Origin of the sequence: Actinomadura sp. NPDC023710, from assembly GCF_040639875.1 — a bacterium.
GTDB lineage: Bacteria > Actinomycetota > Actinomycetes > Streptosporangiales > Streptosporangiaceae > Spirillospora > Spirillospora citrea.
This window is the reverse complement of sequence record NZ_JBFAGB010000031.1, coordinates 105053-122741: the sequence shown is the minus strand read 5'-3', so window position 1 is coordinate 122741 and position 17689 is coordinate 105053. Positions and strand designations below refer to the sequence as shown.

The 17689-nt window shown below is 71.1% G+C and carries 12 protein-coding genes; 7 read left to right on the top strand and 5 right to left on the bottom strand.

Annotated elements, in window-relative coordinates:
* The 6 genes from AB0H37_RS31360 to AB0H37_RS31335 all read left to right on the top strand — a co-directional run.
* Nucleotides 1–531 (top strand): peptidoglycan-binding protein (locus AB0H37_RS31360; RefSeq protein ID WP_360616595.1); only part of this gene is annotated, 531 nt, incomplete at its 5' end.
* Between the two features lie 186 nt (nucleotides 532–717).
* Nucleotides 718–1209 (top strand): (2Fe-2S)-binding protein, encoded by a 492-nt coding sequence (locus AB0H37_RS31355; protein WP_179837616.1) that lies wholly within the window; start codon nucleotides 718–720, stop codon nucleotides 1207–1209.
* A complete protein-coding gene (locus AB0H37_RS31350; RefSeq protein WP_329085431.1) occupies nucleotides 1206–3605 on the top strand; it encodes a xanthine dehydrogenase family protein molybdopterin-binding subunit in 2400 nt (799 codons plus the stop codon). Before AB0H37_RS31355 ends, AB0H37_RS31350 begins: the two co-directional genes overlap by 4 nt.
* Nucleotides 3602–4456, top strand: coding sequence for a xanthine dehydrogenase family protein subunit M (locus AB0H37_RS31345; protein ID WP_329085429.1), 855 nt, complete (start codon nucleotides 3602–3604; stop codon nucleotides 4454–4456). The genes AB0H37_RS31350 and AB0H37_RS31345 overlap by 4 nt, the downstream gene beginning before the upstream one ends.
* A 200-nt stretch (nucleotides 4457–4656) precedes the next feature.
* Entirely contained in the window at nucleotides 4657–5529 is an 873-nt protein-coding gene (locus tag AB0H37_RS31340; RefSeq protein ID WP_360616594.1) for an SRPBCC family protein, read from the top strand.
* A gap of 102 nt (nucleotides 5530–5631) precedes the next feature.
* Entirely contained in the window at nucleotides 5632–6333 is a 702-nt protein-coding gene (locus AB0H37_RS31335) for a class I SAM-dependent methyltransferase (protein ID WP_329085425.1), read from the top strand.
* 18 nt (nucleotides 6334–6351) lie between these two features.
* Here the strand turns inward: AB0H37_RS31335 and AB0H37_RS31330 are convergent, their stop codons facing one another.
* The 5 genes from AB0H37_RS31330 to AB0H37_RS31310 all read right to left on the bottom strand — a co-directional run bounded on the left by AB0H37_RS31330 (nucleotide 6352) and on the right by AB0H37_RS31310 (nucleotide 16631).
* Nucleotides 6352–9930, bottom strand: a complete 3579-nt coding sequence (locus tag AB0H37_RS31330) for a CDP-glycerol glycerophosphotransferase family protein (protein WP_360616593.1) — start codon at nucleotides 9928–9930, stop codon at nucleotides 6352–6354.
* A gap of 93 nt (nucleotides 9931–10023) precedes the next feature.
* On the bottom strand, nucleotides 10024–13458 hold the full coding sequence (locus AB0H37_RS31325; protein WP_360616592.1) for a CDP-glycerol glycerophosphotransferase family protein: 3435 nt from the start codon (nucleotides 13456–13458) through the stop codon (nucleotides 10024–10026).
* A 151-nt stretch (nucleotides 13459–13609) separates the two neighbouring features.
* Complete coding sequence (locus AB0H37_RS31320) at nucleotides 13610–14542, bottom strand: LysR substrate-binding domain-containing protein (protein ID WP_360616591.1); 933 nt, start codon at nucleotides 14540–14542, stop codon at nucleotides 13610–13612.
* A gap of 88 nt (nucleotides 14543–14630) precedes the next feature.
* Complete coding sequence (locus AB0H37_RS31315) at nucleotides 14631–16121, bottom strand: carotenoid oxygenase family protein (RefSeq protein ID WP_329085417.1); 1491 nt, start codon at nucleotides 16119–16121, stop codon at nucleotides 14631–14633.
* 60 nt (nucleotides 16122–16181) lie between these two features.
* A complete protein-coding gene (locus tag AB0H37_RS31310) occupies nucleotides 16182–16631 on the bottom strand; it encodes a hypothetical protein (RefSeq protein ID WP_360616590.1) in 450 nt (149 codons plus the stop codon).
* 493 nt (nucleotides 16632–17124) lie between these two features.
* On the opposite strand from AB0H37_RS31310, the gene AB0H37_RS31305 reads away from it, so the two are divergent.
* Nucleotides 17125–17679 carry a peroxiredoxin gene (locus AB0H37_RS31305; RefSeq protein ID WP_329085413.1) on the top strand — a complete coding sequence of 185 codons (555 nt, stop codon included), beginning with the start codon at nucleotides 17125–17127 and terminating at the stop codon, nucleotides 17677–17679.
* Nucleotides 17680–17689 lie beyond the last annotated feature (10 nt).

Sequence of the window (17689 nt, the reverse complement as noted above, 5' to 3'; positions counted from 1 at the left end):
CCCGGCGGGGACCGCGCCTACACCGTGTGGCACGCGCAGGACTTCCAGAAGGCCGGGCGCTGGCACAGCGGGACGACCGCGAGCGTCGACCAGGCCAAGCCCGGCGACATCGTGTTCTTCGACTGGGGCGCCACCAACAGTGTCGGCGCGATCGACCATGTCGGCGTCGTCGAGAAGGTCCTCGGCGGCGGGCGCCTCCAGACGATCGAGGGCAACACGAGCGACTCGGTGAGGCGCCGCGTCAGGGACTCCAGTGTCATCGCTGGTTACGGACGGCCCGCCTACGGCGGGGGCAACTGGACGGAGGACATGGTGAAGAAGCTGCCGGAGCTGAACAAGGGAGACTCCGGGGAGCACGTGGAGACTCTGCAGGGTCTCCTGCTGGCGCGCAGCCACCCCGAGGTGAGCATGACCGGGAAGTTCGACGACACGACAGAGTCGGCCGTGAAGGCCATGCAGCGGTGGGGCGGCGTCGAAGACGACGGGATCGTCGGGCCGAAGACCTGGCCGGTTCTGCTCCGCGTGCACTAACGGCCATCAGTCCCCCAGACGTCGGTAAATAAGCGATGCCGGGGACTAGTACGGCATTCAACCCCGGCATAGGTTCGTAGGGTCGCCTTCCACGGAGGTGGCCCCGATGACGTGGCCGGATCAGCGCGCTCCTCCCAGGGGCGTCCCTCTCACCTTCCACCCCGAGACGTCCCTGGGAGAAACCGCATGCCACGTATCCGTGTGGAGGTCGACGGAGCGACGTACGAAGACGACGTCGAGCCGCGCCTCCTACTCGTCCACTATCTGCGCGAACGGCTGGGAAAGGTCGGGACCCCGGTCGGGTGCGACACCAGCAACTGCGGAGCCTGCACCGTCCTGATGGACGGAATGAGCGTGAAGAGCTGCTCCGTGCTCGCCGTCCAGGCGGACGGCCAAGACGTGACGACCGTCGAGGGGCTCGGCGTCGACGGCGGCACGCACCCGATGCAGCGGGCCTTCCACGAGGAGCACGCGCTGCAGTGCGGTTACTGCACGCCCGGCATGATCATGGCGTCGCTCGACCTGCTGCGGGAGAACCCCGACCCGTCCGAGGACGAGGTCCGGGAGGGGCTGGAAGGGAACCTGTGCAGGTGCACCGGTTACCAGAACATCGTCAAGGCCGTGCGGCGGGCGGCGAGCGAGATGCGCGAGCCCGGCCGGCAGGAGGTGACGCCGTGACCGTGCAGGAGGTCGGCACCCCGCGCAAGCGGTCGGAGGACGCCCGGCTCATCACGGGCAGGACGCGGTGGACCGACAACATGACGCCGGCGGGGACGCTCTACGTGGCGTTCCTGCGCAGCCCGTTCGCGCACGCCCGGATCACCGGGGTCGACGCGGCGCCGGCGAAGGAGCGTCCCGGAGTCGTCGCGGCGTTCAGCGGCCAGGACTTCGCCGCGGAACAGGGTTCGCTGCCCTGCGCGTGGGTCGTGACCGAGGACATGAAGCACCCGGCCCATCCGCCCATGGCGGTGGACGAGGTCCGCTACGTCGGCGAGCCCGTCGCCTGCGTCGTGGCCCGCGACAGGGCCGCGGCCGTCGACGCCCTGGAGGAGATCGACGTCGACTACGAGCCGCTGTCCGCCGTGGTGGACATGGAGGCGGCGGTGGCCGACGGCGCCGATCTGGTCCACGAGGACCTCGGCACGAACAAGTCCTACACGTGGGTCTTCGAGAACGGGGATCTCGACGCCGCGATGCGGGACGCGCCGGTCGTGCTGGAGCGCCGCTACGTCCAGCAGAGGCTCATCCCGACGGCCATGGAGCCGCGGTCGGTGCTGTGCGTCCCCGAGGGGGACGAGTTCACGCTGTACTCGGCCACGCAGATCCCGCACATCCTGCGGTTGATGCTGGCCACGGTCACCGAGATCCCCGAGCACCGGATCCGGGTCGTCGCGCCGGACGTCGGCGGCGGCTTCGGCTCGAAGCTGCAGGTGTACGGGGAGGAGGTCCTCGCGCTGCTGCTCGCCCGCAGGCTCGGCCGTCCGGTGAAGTGGACGGAGACCCGCAGCGAGGGCAACATGACCGTCCACCACGGCCGCGACCAGATCCAGCGGCTCACGCTCGCCGCCGAGCGCGACGGCCGGATCCGCGGCCTGAAGGTCGAACTGCTGGCCGACATGGGCGCGTACCTCATGCTGGTCACCCCCGGCATCCCGCTGCTGGGCGCGTTCATGTTCAACGGCATCTACAAGATGGACGCGCTGTCGTTCACCTGCACAGGGGTCTTCACCACCAAGACGCCCACGGACGCCTACCGGGGCGCGGGCCGCCCAGAGGCCACCTACGCCATCGAGCGGATGATGGACGAGCTGGCCGCCGAACTGGGCATCGACCCCATCGAGGTACGGCGCCGCAACTGGATCGGGCACGAGGAGTTCCCGTACGAGACGATCGCGGGCCTCACCTACGACTCCGGCAACTACGAGGCGGCCACCGACAAGGCGCTGGAGCTGTTCGAGTACGACAAGCTCCGCGCGGAGCAGCTGGACCGGCGGGAACGGCGCGATCCGGTGCAGCTGGGCATCGGAGTGTCCACGTTCACGGAGATGTGCGGTCTCGCCCCGTCCCGGGTCCTCGGGTCGCTGTCGTACGGGGCCGGGGGCTGGGAGCACGCGTCGGTGCGGGTACTGCCGTCCGGCAAGGTCGAGGTCGTCACCGGTTCGTCCCCGCACGGGCAGGGCCACGCGACGGCGTGGGCGCAGATCGCCGCCGACCGGCTCGGCGTGCCGTTCGAGGACGTGAAGGTCCTGCACGGCGACACCGCCATCTCGCCCAAGGGAATGGACACCTACGGGTCCCGCTCCCTGGCCGTGGGAGGCGTCGCTCTGTTCTCCGCCTGCGAGAAGGTGGTGGACAAGGCGCGCAAGGTGGCCGCGCATCTGCTGGAGGCGTCCGAGCAGGACCTGGAGTTCGACGGCGGACGGTTCAGCGTCCGCGGCGTCCAGGAGGAGGGCAGGACGATCCAGGAGGTCGCACTGGCCGCGTTCGCCGCGCACGACCTGCCGGACGGAATCGAACCGTCCCTGGACTCCGACGCCACGTTCGACCCGGAGAACTTCTCCTTCCCGCACGGCACGCACCTGTGCGCAGCCGAGGTCGACACCGAGACCGGGATGGTGAAGCTCCGCAAGTACGTGGCCGTGGACGACGTGGGCAAGGTCGTCAACCCGCTCATCGTGGAGGGCCAGGTCCACGGCGGGCTCGCGCAGGGCATCGCCCAGGCCCTCTACGAGGAGGCCGTGTACGACGCGGACGGCAACCTGACGACGACGACGATGGCCGACTACCTGGTCCCGTCGGCCGCGGACCTGCCGACGTTCACGACCGACCGGACCGAGACGCCCGCGACGTCCAACCCGATGGGCGTGAAAGGCGTCGGCGAGGCCGGCACGATCGCCTCGACCCCGGCGGTCGTCAACTCGATCGTGGACGCGCTGCGCCCCTACGGGGTGCACGACGTGCCGATGCCGTGCACGCCCGAGCGCGTGTGGCGCGCGATGCGCGCGGAGGAGAAGCCGGCGGCCGCGGAACCGGGCGCGGGCGGCGGGCTCGGCTCGGCCGGAGGTGACCAGTGATCCCCGCGACGTTCGACTACGTCCGTCCCACCTCGGTGGACGACGCCGTCCAGGCGCTGTCCGACGGGGGCGAGGACGCCAAGGTGCTGGCGGGAGGGCAGAGCCTGATGCCGCTGCTGCGGCTGCGGCTCGCCTATCCCGACTCGCTGATCGACCTGGGCCGGCTCGACGCGCTCCGGGAGATCCGCGACGAGGGCGACTCGCTGGTCATCGGCGCCATGGCGACGCACCACCAGGTGATCCGCGATCCGCTGGTGCGCGAGCACGTCCCGCTGATCGTGCAGGCGACGGAGACCGTCGCCGACCCGGCGGTCCGGCACCGCGGCACCTTCGGCGGGTCGCTCGCCCACGCGGACCCGGCGGGCGACCTGCCCGCCGTCGCGCTCGCGCTGGACGCGGTGCTCCTCGTCCGGTCCTCGCGCGGCGAGAGGGAGATCCCCGCGTCGGAGTTCTTCGTCGACTGGATGACGTCGGCGATGGAGCCGGACGAGCTGCTCGTGGGCGTGCGCGTGCCGAAGCTGGGTGCGGGCTGGGGCGTCCACTACGAGAAGTTCCACCGGACCGCGCAGGCTTGGGCGATCGTCGGGGTGGCGTGCGCCGTCCACCGCAACGGTGACGGCGTCGAGGAGGCGCGCGTCGCGCTGACCAACATGGGCGCGGCCCCGGTCAGGGCGAGCGCGGTGGAGACCGCCGTCAGAGGGGGTTCGGCGTCGGAGGACGCGTTCCGGACCGCCGCCGCGCAGGCCGCGGCGGGCACGGAGCCGCCCACGGACCTGCACGGGTCGTCGGAGTACCGGGCCCATCTGGCGACGGTGCTGACGGCGCGCGCGCTGGCGGCCGCCGCGGGCTGACCCGCCCGCGCGGCGGGAACATGCGGCCGGGCCCGTCGCCCCGGCGCCCGGCCGCATGTTCGCCGGTGCCGCATGATCACAGCGGCGCGGGGTACCGGGGTGCCTGGGGCGTACCGAGGTGCCCGGGGCCCCACTGGCGACGCGACGGGCGGCCACCGTAGGGTCGCGGGCAAGGTCTCCGGACGATAAGGACACTGATCATGGAGCTCGACCACGATTTCACCGTCCCCGTGCCGGTGGATCAGGCCTGGTCGGTGCTGCTCGACGTGGAGCGCGTCGCGGCCTGCATGCCGGGCGCGACGCTCGACTCGGTCGACGGCGAGGAGTACTCGGGCCGGATGAAGGTGAAGGTCGGCGCGATGACCATCACCTACCGCGGCACCGCGCGGATCGTCTCGGCGGACGCCTCGTCCCGCGTCGTCACGATGGAGGCGTCCGCCAAGGAGGCCCGCGGGTCCGGGACGGCGGCGGCGACCGTGCAGGCGAGGCTGCACGCGGAGGACGGCGTCACCCGCGTCAGCGTCCACACCAAGCTGAACGTCACGGGCCGCCCGGCGCAGTTCGGCCGCAACATCCTGTCCGAGGTCGGTTCCAAGATCATCGCGCGGTTCGCCAAGCAGCTGGCCGCCGAGCTCGAGGCCCCCGGCGGGACCGCCGCCGAGGTCCCGGCCGCCGCTGCCGCTCCTGTTGAGACGCCCGCCGAGAAGCCCACTGAGGCCACCGCCGACACACCGGCGACCGCCGCCGTGGCGCCCACGGAGACGCCTGCCGCGACCCCGGAGAGTCCTGAGAAGGCCGCCGAACCGGAGTTGGAGGCGGAGACCGGGGTGGCCCCCGCGACACCGGAGGAGTCCGCCGACAAGCCCGGCCCCGTCAAGGCCGAGCCCGGCAAGCGCCCGTCGCTGCACGTGGCGGGCGGGCGTGAAGAAGGGGTGGAGGAGAAGGACGACGCGATCGATCTGCTGGAGTTCGTGGGCCCGTCGATCGCCAAGCGGGCCGTTCCCGCGGTCGGCGGCCTGGTCGCCGTCCTCCTGGCCGTCCGCTTCCTCGTGCGCCGCCGCAAGAAGCGCTGACGGGCGCTCACCTCCGGGACGAGGTCAAGCCGCCGTCAACGATCCGTGCGCGGGCGGCGGCGTCGATGGAACGCGCCGTCCCCGGTGCGGTCGGCTGGTCCGGTGGACACCACCGAGCTCCAGCGGATCGTGCGGATCGAGAACGACAACTGGTGGTACCGCGAGCGCCGCGAGATCCTGTCCGCGGAGCTGCTGCGGTTCAGCGTGCCCGGGACGGCCGTCGACATCGGCGCCGCGTCCGGGGCGTCCTGCCGCGTGCTGGCCGGTCACGGCTGGGGCGCCACCGCGATCGATCTGAGCCCGGACGCCGTCGCGCTGGCCCGCGCCTACGGCATCGAGGCCTACGAGGGCGACGCGCGTTACCTGCCGCTGCCGGCGTGCGAATACGACTTGGCGCTGGCTCTCGACGTGCTTGAGCACGTGGAGGACGACGAGCGAGCGGCCGCGGAGGTCGCGCGGGTGCTGCGGCCGGGTGGGACGGTGCTGGTGTCCGTGCCCTGCGACATGGCTCTGTGGTCGGCGCATGACGTGGCTCTCGGACGCGTCCGCCGCTACTCCCGCCGCACTCTGGTCGAGCTCCTGGAGGGTGCGGGGCTGGTGCTGGAGCGCGTGTGGAGCAGGGGCGTCCTGCACCGTCCGCTCCTGCGTCTGCTCAGGAACCGGACGGTGCGGCACGAGGATCTGGCTCCGCTGCATCCGCTCGTCAACGAGACGCTGCGCCTGTCCGCCTCGCTGGAGCGGCGCCTGCCGGTCGCCTCGTGGCCTGGTGTGTGGCTGTTCGCGCGGGCGCGCCGCCCAGGCTGAACGGCGAGCTCCCCCGTCTCAGGCTTTGCCGAAGACGCGGTCGACCACCCTGGACGCGGCCTGGCCGTCGTCGTGCGGGCAGTACTTCACGAAGAATCGGTCGTAGGCGTCCGCGTAGCGCTGCTCTCCCGCCGGCGCCGCCCTGACCGCTTCGGCGACCTCCGCGGACGTCCGCACGACCGGGCCGGGCGCCTCGGCCTCCAGGTCGAAGTAGAAGCCGCGCACGTGGTCGCGGTACCAGTCCAGGTCGTAGGTGTAGAGGACGATGGGGCGACCCAGGATCGCGTAGTCGAACATGGCGGACGAGTAGTCCGTGACGAGCACGTCGGCGGCCATGTACAGCTCGGCGATGTCGGGATACCGGGACACGTCGATGACGAAGGGGCCGGAGTCGCCCCCGGCGAGTTGCACCGCGGCCGTGCGGTCCCGGTCGGTGATGAGGTGATGCGTTCGCAGGAGGAGGACGTGGTCGTCGCCCAGGGCCTCTCGCATGGTCTCCACGTCCAGCTCCAGCGAGAAGCCCTGCCTGCCTTCTGCGTGGTGCCGGTCGTCGCGCCATGTCGGCGCGTAAAGGACGACCTTCTTGCCCTGCGGAATCCCCAGGCGCTTCCGAATGCGGCTTCCGATGCGTTCCCACTCGGGCGTGCTGAGGATGTCGTTGCGCGGGAACCCCGTCTCCAGGACTTCGCCCTCGTACCGGAAAGCCCGCCGCATGACCTGGGTGGCGTACGGGCTGGAAGACAGCAGGAGATCCCAGGGCGGCACCTCCCGCTCCATCCAGTCCAGCCGCTCGGTGCGCTGGTACGGCATGTCCCGCAAGTCGTAGGCGAGGCGCTTCAGCGGGGTGCCGTGCCAGGTCTGGAGGTAGATCTGGCCTGTCCGCTTGAAGAACCAGGGCGGCATCGCGTGGTTGGCGACGACGTACCGGGCGCGCGCTAGGACGCGGTAGTGCTCGCGGCTCCCGGCGAGGACGGTCGCGGCCTTTCCGTCCGCCGCGAACTGGTCGTCCTGGGACACCCACACGCATTCCAGGTCGGTGTCGCGCCGGATGAGTTCCTCGTAGACGGCCCTCGGGCTGCAGCTGTACTGGGAGCCGTCGTAGCTGCTGAACACCACCATGCCTGCCAGAGGACTCCGCAGGTAGACCGAATAGTCCCTCTGCTGGAGGAGGGTCTGCGCGTGCCCGCCGCGCTCGTCGTCCTCCAGGGACACGCGGCTGTGCAGCATCAGCGCGTCGATCTGGTGGACGCCGATCTCGAATTCGTGCGTGCCCGCGCGGTGCCGGCCGGGAAGGCCGGGGATGGCCTCGCGTTCGACGACGACGGCCACCTCGCCGGAACGCGTGCGCGCCGCCAGGTCCCAGTTTCCGCTGCTCAGCGGCAGGTCCGTCCCGAACACCGACATCGTCGCGGGGGCGAACGCGGCGGTGAACCGGCCTCCCCTCCCGGTGGCGTCGTCCTCCCAGGTGACGGGGAGGCGATACTCCTCGCCGGATCGGCGCCGCCGCAGGACGAAGTGGTCGGGGCGGTGTTCCGGGTCGGCGAAGTCGCCTCCCAGCGTGAGCAGTCCGTTGGCGTCCCACTCGGCTCCCGTGACGACCGGACGGAAGCTGCGCTCGACCCCGCGCAGGTTCCCGAACGCGGTGCGGCTGACGGCGAACTCCCGGCCGCGCCCCGCGCTCTCCGGCAGGGCGAAGCGGGCGGGCTTGACGTTGTTCGCGACGGTGAGGCGCAGCGGGCCGCCTTCACCCGTCAACCGGATGTCCCAGTCGATGGTGTCGCGCAGGTGCGTGCCGTACGGTTCGCTGTTCGGCTCGCTGTTCGGCACGGACGCGAGGAACTTCAGGGGCAGCCTGGCCGTGAAGTCGAACCCGGTGCCCTCCGCCATCCGCAGGACGGCCGACTGCCGCAACGTCACCTCGCCGCGGATCTCGTCTCCCCCGTGCCTGCGCACCGCGACCATCGCGGCCCCGGCACCGAGCGCGCGCCGCGTCCAGCCGGACAGCACCAGCGCGTCGCCGTCGAGGCCGATCCCGGTGAGGACGGCCTTGGCCCGCTTGACGTGGACGACGAACACGTCGTCGTCGCCCGCCGCCGGCTGGACGGCCACGTGCTCGTCCACCTGCCGCGGCGACGTCCACCGGACGGCCGGAGCCGTCGCGGTCAGCCGCTGGACCGCCCTGCGCCCGGCCGTCGACACCTCGGCGAACAGCTCGTAGGTGGCCGTCCGCCACTCGTCGCTGTCCAGGAGGTACTCCGGCTCCACCCGTACCGTGAAGCCCGACCAGTCGAGGGAGACGTTCGCCTGCCCGGAGCGCACCGTGACCTCCGGGACGTACCGGCGCTCCACCGGCAGCCGGATCTCCTTGCCGGTCCGCACGTCGCGCATCCAGACGCGGATCCGGGAATCGTCCACCGCCGCCACGGCGAACCGGTCGAAGTAGGCGTGCCCCTCGACGATGAGGGTGTCGACGTCCCACTCCACGCGGTCGACGTCCGCCCACAGCGCCAGCTCGTCGGTGACGTCGTACACGTCCTCCGGGACGCCCCGGTCGGCGTCGTCGAAGAAGGGGTAGCGGGCGTACCAGCGCTGCCGGAGACGACCGCGCGACACCAGCGGGACGTCCCGCAGGCCGTCCTCCTCGAAGCGCAGCACCTCCAGCAGTTCGGGCAGCATGCGCTCGCCGAGCAGGTACGTCTCCAGCCGCCTGATCGCCTCGAGACCCGCGGTGGCCCGGCGCCCGGAGCCGGCGACGACCTCGGCGCCCAGCTCGACCAGGTGTTCGCGCTCCTCCCAGGTGGCCGTGGGCAGGGCGAGCATCAGTTCGCGCACGTCCAGGTCGAGCGCGTACATGTCGTGGACGGCCAGAAGGTCCGGCTCATGCGTGCGGACGAACTCCCGCGTCCTCGCCAGGGTCGCCATGCGTTCGGTGATGTCGGCCGGGTCGGGGCGCGTGCGGGGGGCCGTTCCGGGTCGGTCCCGCCAGAAGTAGACGGGCGCGTCCACCACGTCCACGGCGGAGGCCAACACGTGGCTCTGCACGGCGATGAGGAGGTCTCCGCCGGCCCCGAACTCGAAGCCGTACGCGTCCCAGAAGGAGCGCCGGTAGACCTTGTTCCACACCGTCCTGTCTTGCAGGAGGGCGGGGTGCCTGGTCACGTGCGTCGACAGCATGGTCTCCGCGTAGGGGTCGCTGTGGAGCGGAGACTGCCACACCTGTTCCTCGTCCAGGCACATGACGTTCCCGCCCGCGAGGTCCGAACCGGTGCCGTCCAGCGTCCCGACCAGCAGTTCGTAGGCGTAGGGCGGCACCGCGTCCTCACCGTCGGCGAAGGCGAGGTAGCGGCCTTTCGCCTGCTCGACGCCCGCGTCGGCCGCCGTCGTGCCGGGGGCGGGCTGCAGGAGGGCGAAGCGGTCGTCGCGTCCCGCGAACTCCTTGGCGACGGCGGCGTCCTTGGCGGCTCCGCCGCCCTGGCCGTCCTCCACCATGAGCACCTGGATGTCGCGCAGCGTCTGCCCGGCGATCGACTCCAGGCACTCCGCCAGGCGGCCGCCGGTGTTGCGGATGGGGACGACGATGCTGATCTGCGGGGACACGGGCGGCTCCGTACTGGGCTTTCGGGGATGCGTGGGCTTACGGGGATGCGTGAGCTTTCGGCGGTCGAGCGGGCTTCGGCGGGCGGGACGGGCTCAGCGAAGGACACGGTCGAGCACGCGGGCGCCGGCGTGGCCGTCGTCGTGCGGGCAGTACCGGGCGGCGAAGGCGGCGCGCGCGTCCCGGAACCCGGTCTCCAGCGAGGCGGGATCGCGCAGTGCCTCGACGACGTCCTGCGTGGTGGCGAGCAGCGGACCGGGCGCCTCGGCGTCGAAGTCGAAGTAGAAGCCGCGCACGTGGTCGCGGTAGCGCTCCAGGTCGTAGGTGAAGAACACCATCGGGCGGCCGGTGACGGCGAAGTCGAACATGGACGACGAGTAGTCGGTGACGAGCACGTCGCTGATGAGGAACAGCTCCGAGATGTCGGGATAGACCGAGACGTCCATGACGCAGTCGCCCGGCCGCAGCCTCGGGCGGTCGGTGACGAGATAGTGCGTCCGCAGGAGCAGGACGTGGTCGCGTCCCAGCGCGGCCCGGAACCGGTCGACCTCGAATTCGAGGCTGAACGCGCGCTTGCCGATCGCCTGGTGGAAGTCGTCCCGCCACGTCGGGGCGTACAGGACGACCCGCTTGCCCTCCGGGATGCCGAGCCGCCGTCGCACCGCCGCGGCGATCTCGTCGCGGTGCGGGCTGCTCAGCACGTCGTTGCGGGGGTAGCCGCTTTCGAGGACGTCCCCGGTGTAGCCGAACGCGCGCCGGAACAGCGGCACGGAGAACGCGTTCTGGGCGAGGAGGAGGTCCCACTGGGGGACGTCGTACTCCATCCAGTCCACGCCCTCGGTGCGCTTGAAGGGCATCTTCTTGACGTCGTATCCGAGCTTCTTGAGCGGCGTCCCGTGCCAGCACTGCACGTAGGTCTGGTCCTCGCGCTTGGTGAACCACTCCTGCTGCGACCAGTTGCCGAAGATGTAGCGCGCGCGGGCGAGCGCCTCGTAGTGCTCCCGCGTCCCGGCCAGGACGGTGCGGGCACCAGATGGCTTGCCGAACTGTCCGTTCTCGGTGACCCACACGCATTCCAGGTCGGTTTCGCGCCGCCGCAGCTCGTCGTAGATGCCGCGCGGGTTGCACGCGTACTGGCGGCCCTTGTAGGCGTCGAACACCACGAGTTCGCGGACGGGCAGGTTCAGGTGGCGCCGGTAGTGCCCGGACCGTATGCGGCTCTGCGCGTAGGCGCCGCGCTCGTCGTCGTCCAAGGCGGTCTCGACGCGCAGCTGCAACTGGTCGGTCCGCTGGGCCCGGACGGTGATCCGGTGCAGTCCCGCTTCGAACGGCTCGGGCAGGTCGCGGAGGGTGTGGCGGCGCACGACCACCGGCTGCTCCTGCCCTCCGACGGTGGCGAGGGCGTCCCAGCGGCCGGAGACCAGCGGGCGCGACAGGCCGAGCACCGGCATGCGCGCGGGCGAGAACACCGCGGTGAACCGCTCGTCCTCCCAGTGCAGCCTGACGGCGTGCTCCTCGCTCGACCGCCGCCGCCTGAGGATCAGCGAGTCCGGCCGCCCGATCCGGTCCGAGCACGTGCCCGCCAGGCGAAGGGCGCCCTCGGACGACCACGCCACCTCGTCGACGGCGAGGACGCGGCCGCGGGAGACGATCCGCAGGGTGCTGCGCCGGGTCCTGGCGATCTCCAGTTCGCCGCCGGGGATGGGGAAGGCGGCGCCCGCCGGGTCCTCGTCCAGGTACGGGCGGATCCCCTCCGAGAGGGTGATCTCCCAGTCGCCGTGCCTCCGGGCCAGCCCGGTGACCGGCAGCCGCGCCCGGAATCCGTCGGCGCCGACCGGCTCGACCGGCCCGAGCACCGCGGTGCGCCCCGCCCTCGGGGAGGCGGTGACGCGCGGTTCGTCCCCGAACGGGAGGCGGCTCCAGCCGTCCAGCCACAGCTCGCCGCCCTCCAGGTGGCAGCCGATGACCGCGGCCGGCGTGCGGCGCACCTGGATCACGAACCGGTTCCGGCCCGTGACGCCCTGGACGAGCACGCCCGGCGCGCACTCCCGGTCCTGCGGCCACTGCCGCCCGGTGAGCCGCGGGCCGGCGAACGTCGACCGGCGCCGCAGCCCGCGGTTGACGATCTCGACGCACGGCACCCAGTCGACGTCCCGCCAGCGCCCGAACATCCGCAGCGCGGACGGGTCGAGCTCCGCGACGAACCCGGACCAGTCGTAGGACACGTTCGACTGCCGCGACCCGGCGGTCACGTCCGGCCTGCGGACCCTCCTGACCGGGACGCGCATGAGGCCCCGCTTGTTGGCCGCCACCAGCCAGATCCGGATGCGGGACCCGTCCTCGCTGGAGGCGTCCAGATGCCGGATGTAGGCGTGGCCCTCCAGGCGGAGCCGGCCGTCCGCCCAGGTGGCCCGGTCGATCGCCGCGACCGGCCTGAGCTCGTCGGTCACGTCGTACACGTGCGCCGGGACGCCGCGGTCCTCGTCCTCGAAGAACGGGTACTCGGCGTACCAGCGGTGCCGCAGGCCGCGACGCACGCGCGGCGCGTCCGCCGCCTTGCGCAACTGGACGTAGCGCAGCACCTCCAGCAGTTCCGGCAGCATCCGCCGGCACAGCAGGTGCAGTTGCAGGCGCGTCATCGCCGGCTGCCGCTTCAGGACGCGGGCGCTCACCTGCCGGGCCAGGGCCGCCCCCATGGCGACGAGTTCTCCGCGGTTCTCCTCCTGCGTCCTGGGGAGGGCCTCGAACAGGACGCGAAGCTCGATGGGAATGAGGACGTGCTCGTCGTAGGCGTTCAGGAGCTGCGGGGCGTAGTCGGCCAGGCCGTCCCGTACGGTCCGCGCGGAACGCATGCGCTGGCTGAAGTTGTCCCAGTCGTAGCGGTCCTCTGTGATGGACCCGGGGCGCTTGCGCCAGAAGTAGACCGTCTCGCTCAGGACGTCCACCGAACGGGCCAGGGCGTGCGCGCGCGCCGTGACGGGCGGGTCCTCGTAGTAGCCCGGAGGGAACTCCAGACCCGTCCGGGCCCAGAACACGCGCCGGTACACCTTGTTCCACGGCGTCCGGTCGCGCATGAGCATCGGCATGGACGACACATGCGTCTTCGAACGGGACTCGGTGAACAGCCCGTCGTGCAGGTGCGACTGCCAGGTCCGGTCGTCGTCCATCCGCTGGACGTTCCCGGACGCCAGGTCCGACCCGGTCCGCTCAAGGGACGCGACCAGCCGCGCGTACGCCTCGCGCTCCACGACGTCGTCGGCGTCGGCGAACGCCAGGTACTCGCCCCTCGCCTGCCGCACGCCCGCATTGCGGGCGGGCCCCGGCCCCTCGTTCTCCCGCGTGAGCAGCCGGAACCGCGGGTCGCGGCCGCACATGTCCTTGGCGATCACGGCGCCGTTGTCGGTGGACCCGTCGTCCACCATGATCACTTCGAGGTCGCCCAGCGTCTGGCCCGCCAGCGATTCCAGGCACTCCTGGAGGTACTCCTCGGTGTTGTGGAACGGCACGACCACGCTGAGCTTCGGGGACATGGGGCCTCCTCCTCGCCCCACGAGCATGGTGACGTCACGCCGCGGCACGAACGCGCATCGCGATTGCGAGGCCGTCCCCTGACGCAGACTTGACCTCGCCTGGCCGCCACTTGACCTGGGCGTTAATCCACCGGGCCAGGAATCCCGCAGATCAGGCGGGGCGGATGCCGGGGGCCACGCCCGACTCCGCGACGGCGGCGCGCAGGCTCGCCGCGAGCACCTCGAACTCGTCCGCGCGCGGGGAGGTCGACCGGAAGCCCAGGCCGACGCGGCGGAAGGGCGCCGGCGCCGCGAAGCGGTGCAGACCGAGGTTCGGCGCCCGGCGGGTCTCCACGGGCAGCGCCGTCTCGGGGACGAGCGTCACCCCCAGCCCGCCCGCCACGAGCTGGACCAGCGTCGCCAGGCTCGTGGCGTACGTGGCCGCGGCGGCGCGCGCCCCCACCTCCCGGCAGACGTCCAGCGCCTGGTCGCGCAGGCAGTGGCCCTCGTTCAGCAGGAGGACGTCGAGGTCGTTCAGCGCCTCCCGCGCGACCTCGGTGGCGCCCAGCTCGAACCCGGCGGGCGCGACGAGCACGAAGTCCTCGTCGTACAGCGGCAGTTCCGTCACGCCCGACGCCGGTACGGGGAGCGCCAGCAGCACCACGTCCAGGCGTCCGGCGAGCAGCTCCGCGACGATGTGGCCGGTCCGCTCCTCGTGGACGGACAGTTCCAGGTCGGGGAACTCCTTGGCGAGCCTCGGCAGGACGACGGGCAGCAGGTAGGGCGCGACGGTCGGGATGACGCCCACCCGGAGCGGCCCGACGAGCATCCCTCGGACGGCCTGGACGTCCTCGACCAGCCGGTCGAGTTCCGCGAGGACCGTCTCGGCCCGCCGTGCGACCCGCTCCCCCGCGGGCGTCAGCAGGACCCTGCGCGTCGTCCGCTCGACGAGCTGCGTCCCGAGGCCCTCCTCAAGCGCCGCCACGGCCCCGGACAGGGCGGGCTGGCTCATGCGCAGAGCGGCGGCGGCGTCACGGAAATGCAGGTACTCCGCCAATGCCAGGAACGCCCGCAACTGGGCCACCGTCGGTCTGCTGATCGCCATCCTGACGCAGACATTACCGAAGGGCGGTCACGCACCGTGACTTGTCCCAGGTCGAGGCGGGGTGGGATTCACCACAGCGGGCGGGCGGTCAGCGGACGGGCAGGCGGTCGGGGTGCGGGATGGGGGCGCCGGGGTCGGCGACACGGGGGGTGAAGGTGCCGTGGAAGCCGAACGGGAGGTGGTGCGGGAGGTGGAGGTCCGCGACCGGGGCGAGGTCCCGGGCGTCCAGGATGGTGAGCCGCGAGCGGTGTTCCGCGGCGAGATACACAACGGACAGGAGCCACCCGTCGTCCTCGGCGGAATCCGGTGCGCGGGGCACGAAGATGGGCTCGCCCACGTAGGTGTGCGGGCCGGCATCGTGCGCCTGGGTGTGGCCCGTGTCGTTGTCGACTTTCAGGACGGTGTCGTACTCGCCGGTCGGGCCCATCCGTCCCGTCATGTAGGTGTAGCGGTGCCTTCGCGTGGAACGTCGCCAGTCGTACTGGGGGAACTCGCCGGGCCGGTCGGACAGCGGCGTCTCGATCACACGTCCAGCCGGGGTGATCCGGTAGCGCATGAGCCTGCTGGACGGCAGGTCGGTGAAGCGCGTGCGGAAGTCGGACAGATCACGTCTGATCGCTTCGAAGTCGTCGAAGAGCACCAGGTCGACGACGGTGTCGGCGCCGTCCTCGAAGGCGTTCGCCAGGTGGACGTGCACGAGCGCCTCGTGCTCCACGACCCGCGCCGGGCCGCCGTTGCGCGGCACCAGCACGAACCGCGTCCCCTTCTCGGGACGGTGCCGGATCGCGTCGAACACCGACGCGCCCCCGCCGAACATCGTGCGCACGTCGACCATGTACGGGTCCAGGACGAACACCATGTGCTCGGTCGTCAGCGCCACATCGTGGTTCCACGGCATGTTCAGCATCCGGACCCGGGCGAGCCGCCGCAGCCGGCCGCGCCGGTCGACCTTCCAGCAGTTCAGGGCCGGCAGCGGGCCGAAGTCCTGGCCGAAGTTGAACATCTCGCCCGTCACCGGATCCCACTTCGGGTGGGCGGAGAACGCCTTGAGCGCGCCGCGCAGCCGTCCGTCGAAGTCGTACGTGCCGAGCGTCTCCAGGGTGTCGGGGTCGAGGCGGTGCGGCGGGCCGCCCTCCCACAGGGCCAGCAGCCGGTCGGCATGCAGTGCGATGCCGGTGTTGGCGACGTTCGCCGGCCCCTTCCCCTTGACGAAGTTGGCCCAGAAGCCGCCGGGAAGCGGCGTTCCGACCCCCGGATGGACGGGCCCGCCGGACACCATGCCGTGCTTGAACTGCGGCGTCCGGACGTACCGGTTGCGGAACCGCACGGACCGCCCGTCGAAGGCGAACTGCGAGACCATCCCGTCGCCGTCGAAGAGGTGGTGCATCAGCGTCCGCCCGACCTCCCACTTGCCCGGGCCGATCCGGTACAGCGTGCCGGTGAGGCCGGACGGGAGCTCGCCGTCGATCTGGTCGACGACGTAGTCGTGCTCGCGCATGAGCGGCGCGAAGACGCGCGCCATGTCCGGCTCGCCGTTCGCGGGTTCCGCGGTCCGGCCGGTCTCGCTGGTCTGGGGCACGAGGGTTCCCCCATCTGGCTACGCCTGTTGCCAGAAAGGTAGGTTCTGGTCACGGCCGTGTCAAGAATGTCCGGTACCGCCCATGCCCGCCGACCGGATGACGCGCTTGATCCCGATCACGGTCCGATACCGGTCCCGGGCGGCGAACTCGTCCATGCGCCACACGACCGGACGCCCGACCTCGGCGCAGAGATGAAGAACCTGGTCGTCCTCGATCCAGACGCCGACATGGGCGCCCCAGGCGTCGCCCGTGGCGTTGAAGAGAACCAGATCCAACGGCCGGGCCTCCGAGACGGGTGCCGTCGCCGTCGTGTCGGCCCACAACTCGCTCGACCGCAACGCGGGCACCTCAAGCCCGAAGTGCCCGAGCACCTCGTACGCGAACAGCTGGCAGTTCGCGCCGTCGGCGATGCCGGGACGCTCGACGACGGCCTGTGATCCCGGATACCGGGCTCCGACATACCGAACAGCCCAGAAACCAGGTGGAAGCGGGGACGGCAGCCCGCTCACGCCCCACCGTCCAGGTGCTCATCCGTGCCCACCCGGCACCCGCACGACCGAAGGCACCCCCGAAGGGATCTCGCTCTCATCATATTGAGAGGGTTTCGGAGATCCTGGTCCATCGGCAAGAGCGGGAAATCTCCTGAAAGTCGGGCCTTGCCCGCAATCACAGTCTTTGAGGTATTGGTCACTCGATGCGTATCGCGGGGGCGGGTGGCCCTACACTGACTCGCTACCGAGCGTGAAGTCCGCTTTGGGCGATTCGATGTGATGTACATCTAGTGCCCCGCTTCTCGTCCACGCTGAACACCCCCTCCGTCGCAGGTCAGAGGGTCTTACGGGCCATTGATAAGAAGCTCCTATCGATCACTTGGGATCGATCGATTTCTCTTGGGAATCGGGTCGCGGCACGCTGAGTGACACGGCCGCCGAGGCGAAAGCCGGCGGCCCTCCCGCGCCTCTCATCGCGAGGCGACCCCTTTCTCATGATGAAGGAGCATGCGTGCTTACTGTCGGTGACAAGTTCCCCGAGTACGAGCTCACCGCCTGCGTCTCGCTGGACGCCGAGAACGCGTTCGAGACGATCGACCACAAGACCTACGAGGGCAAGTGGCGCGTCGTCTTCTTCTGGCCCAAGGACTTCACGTTCGTCTGTCCGACCGAGATCGCGGAGTTCGGCCGCCTCAACGAGGACTTCGCCGACCGCGACGCGCAGGTGCTCGGCGCGTCCGTCGACAACGAGTTCGTCCACTACGCGTGGCGCAAGGACCACCCGGACCTGCGGGAGATCCCGTTCCCGATGCTGTCCGACCTCAGGCGCGAGCTGTCGGAGTCGCTCGGCATCCTCACCGAGGACGGCGTCGCGCAGCGCGCGACGTTCATCGTCGACCCGAACAACGAGATCCAGTTCGCCATGGTGACCGCCGGTTCCGTCGGCCGGAACGTCAAGGAGGTCCTGCGGGTGCTGGACGCGCTGCAGAGCGACGAGCTGTGCCCCTGCAACTGGAACAAGGGCGAGGACACGCTCGACGCGGCCAAGCTGCTCGCCGGGGTCTGAGCCTCTCGCC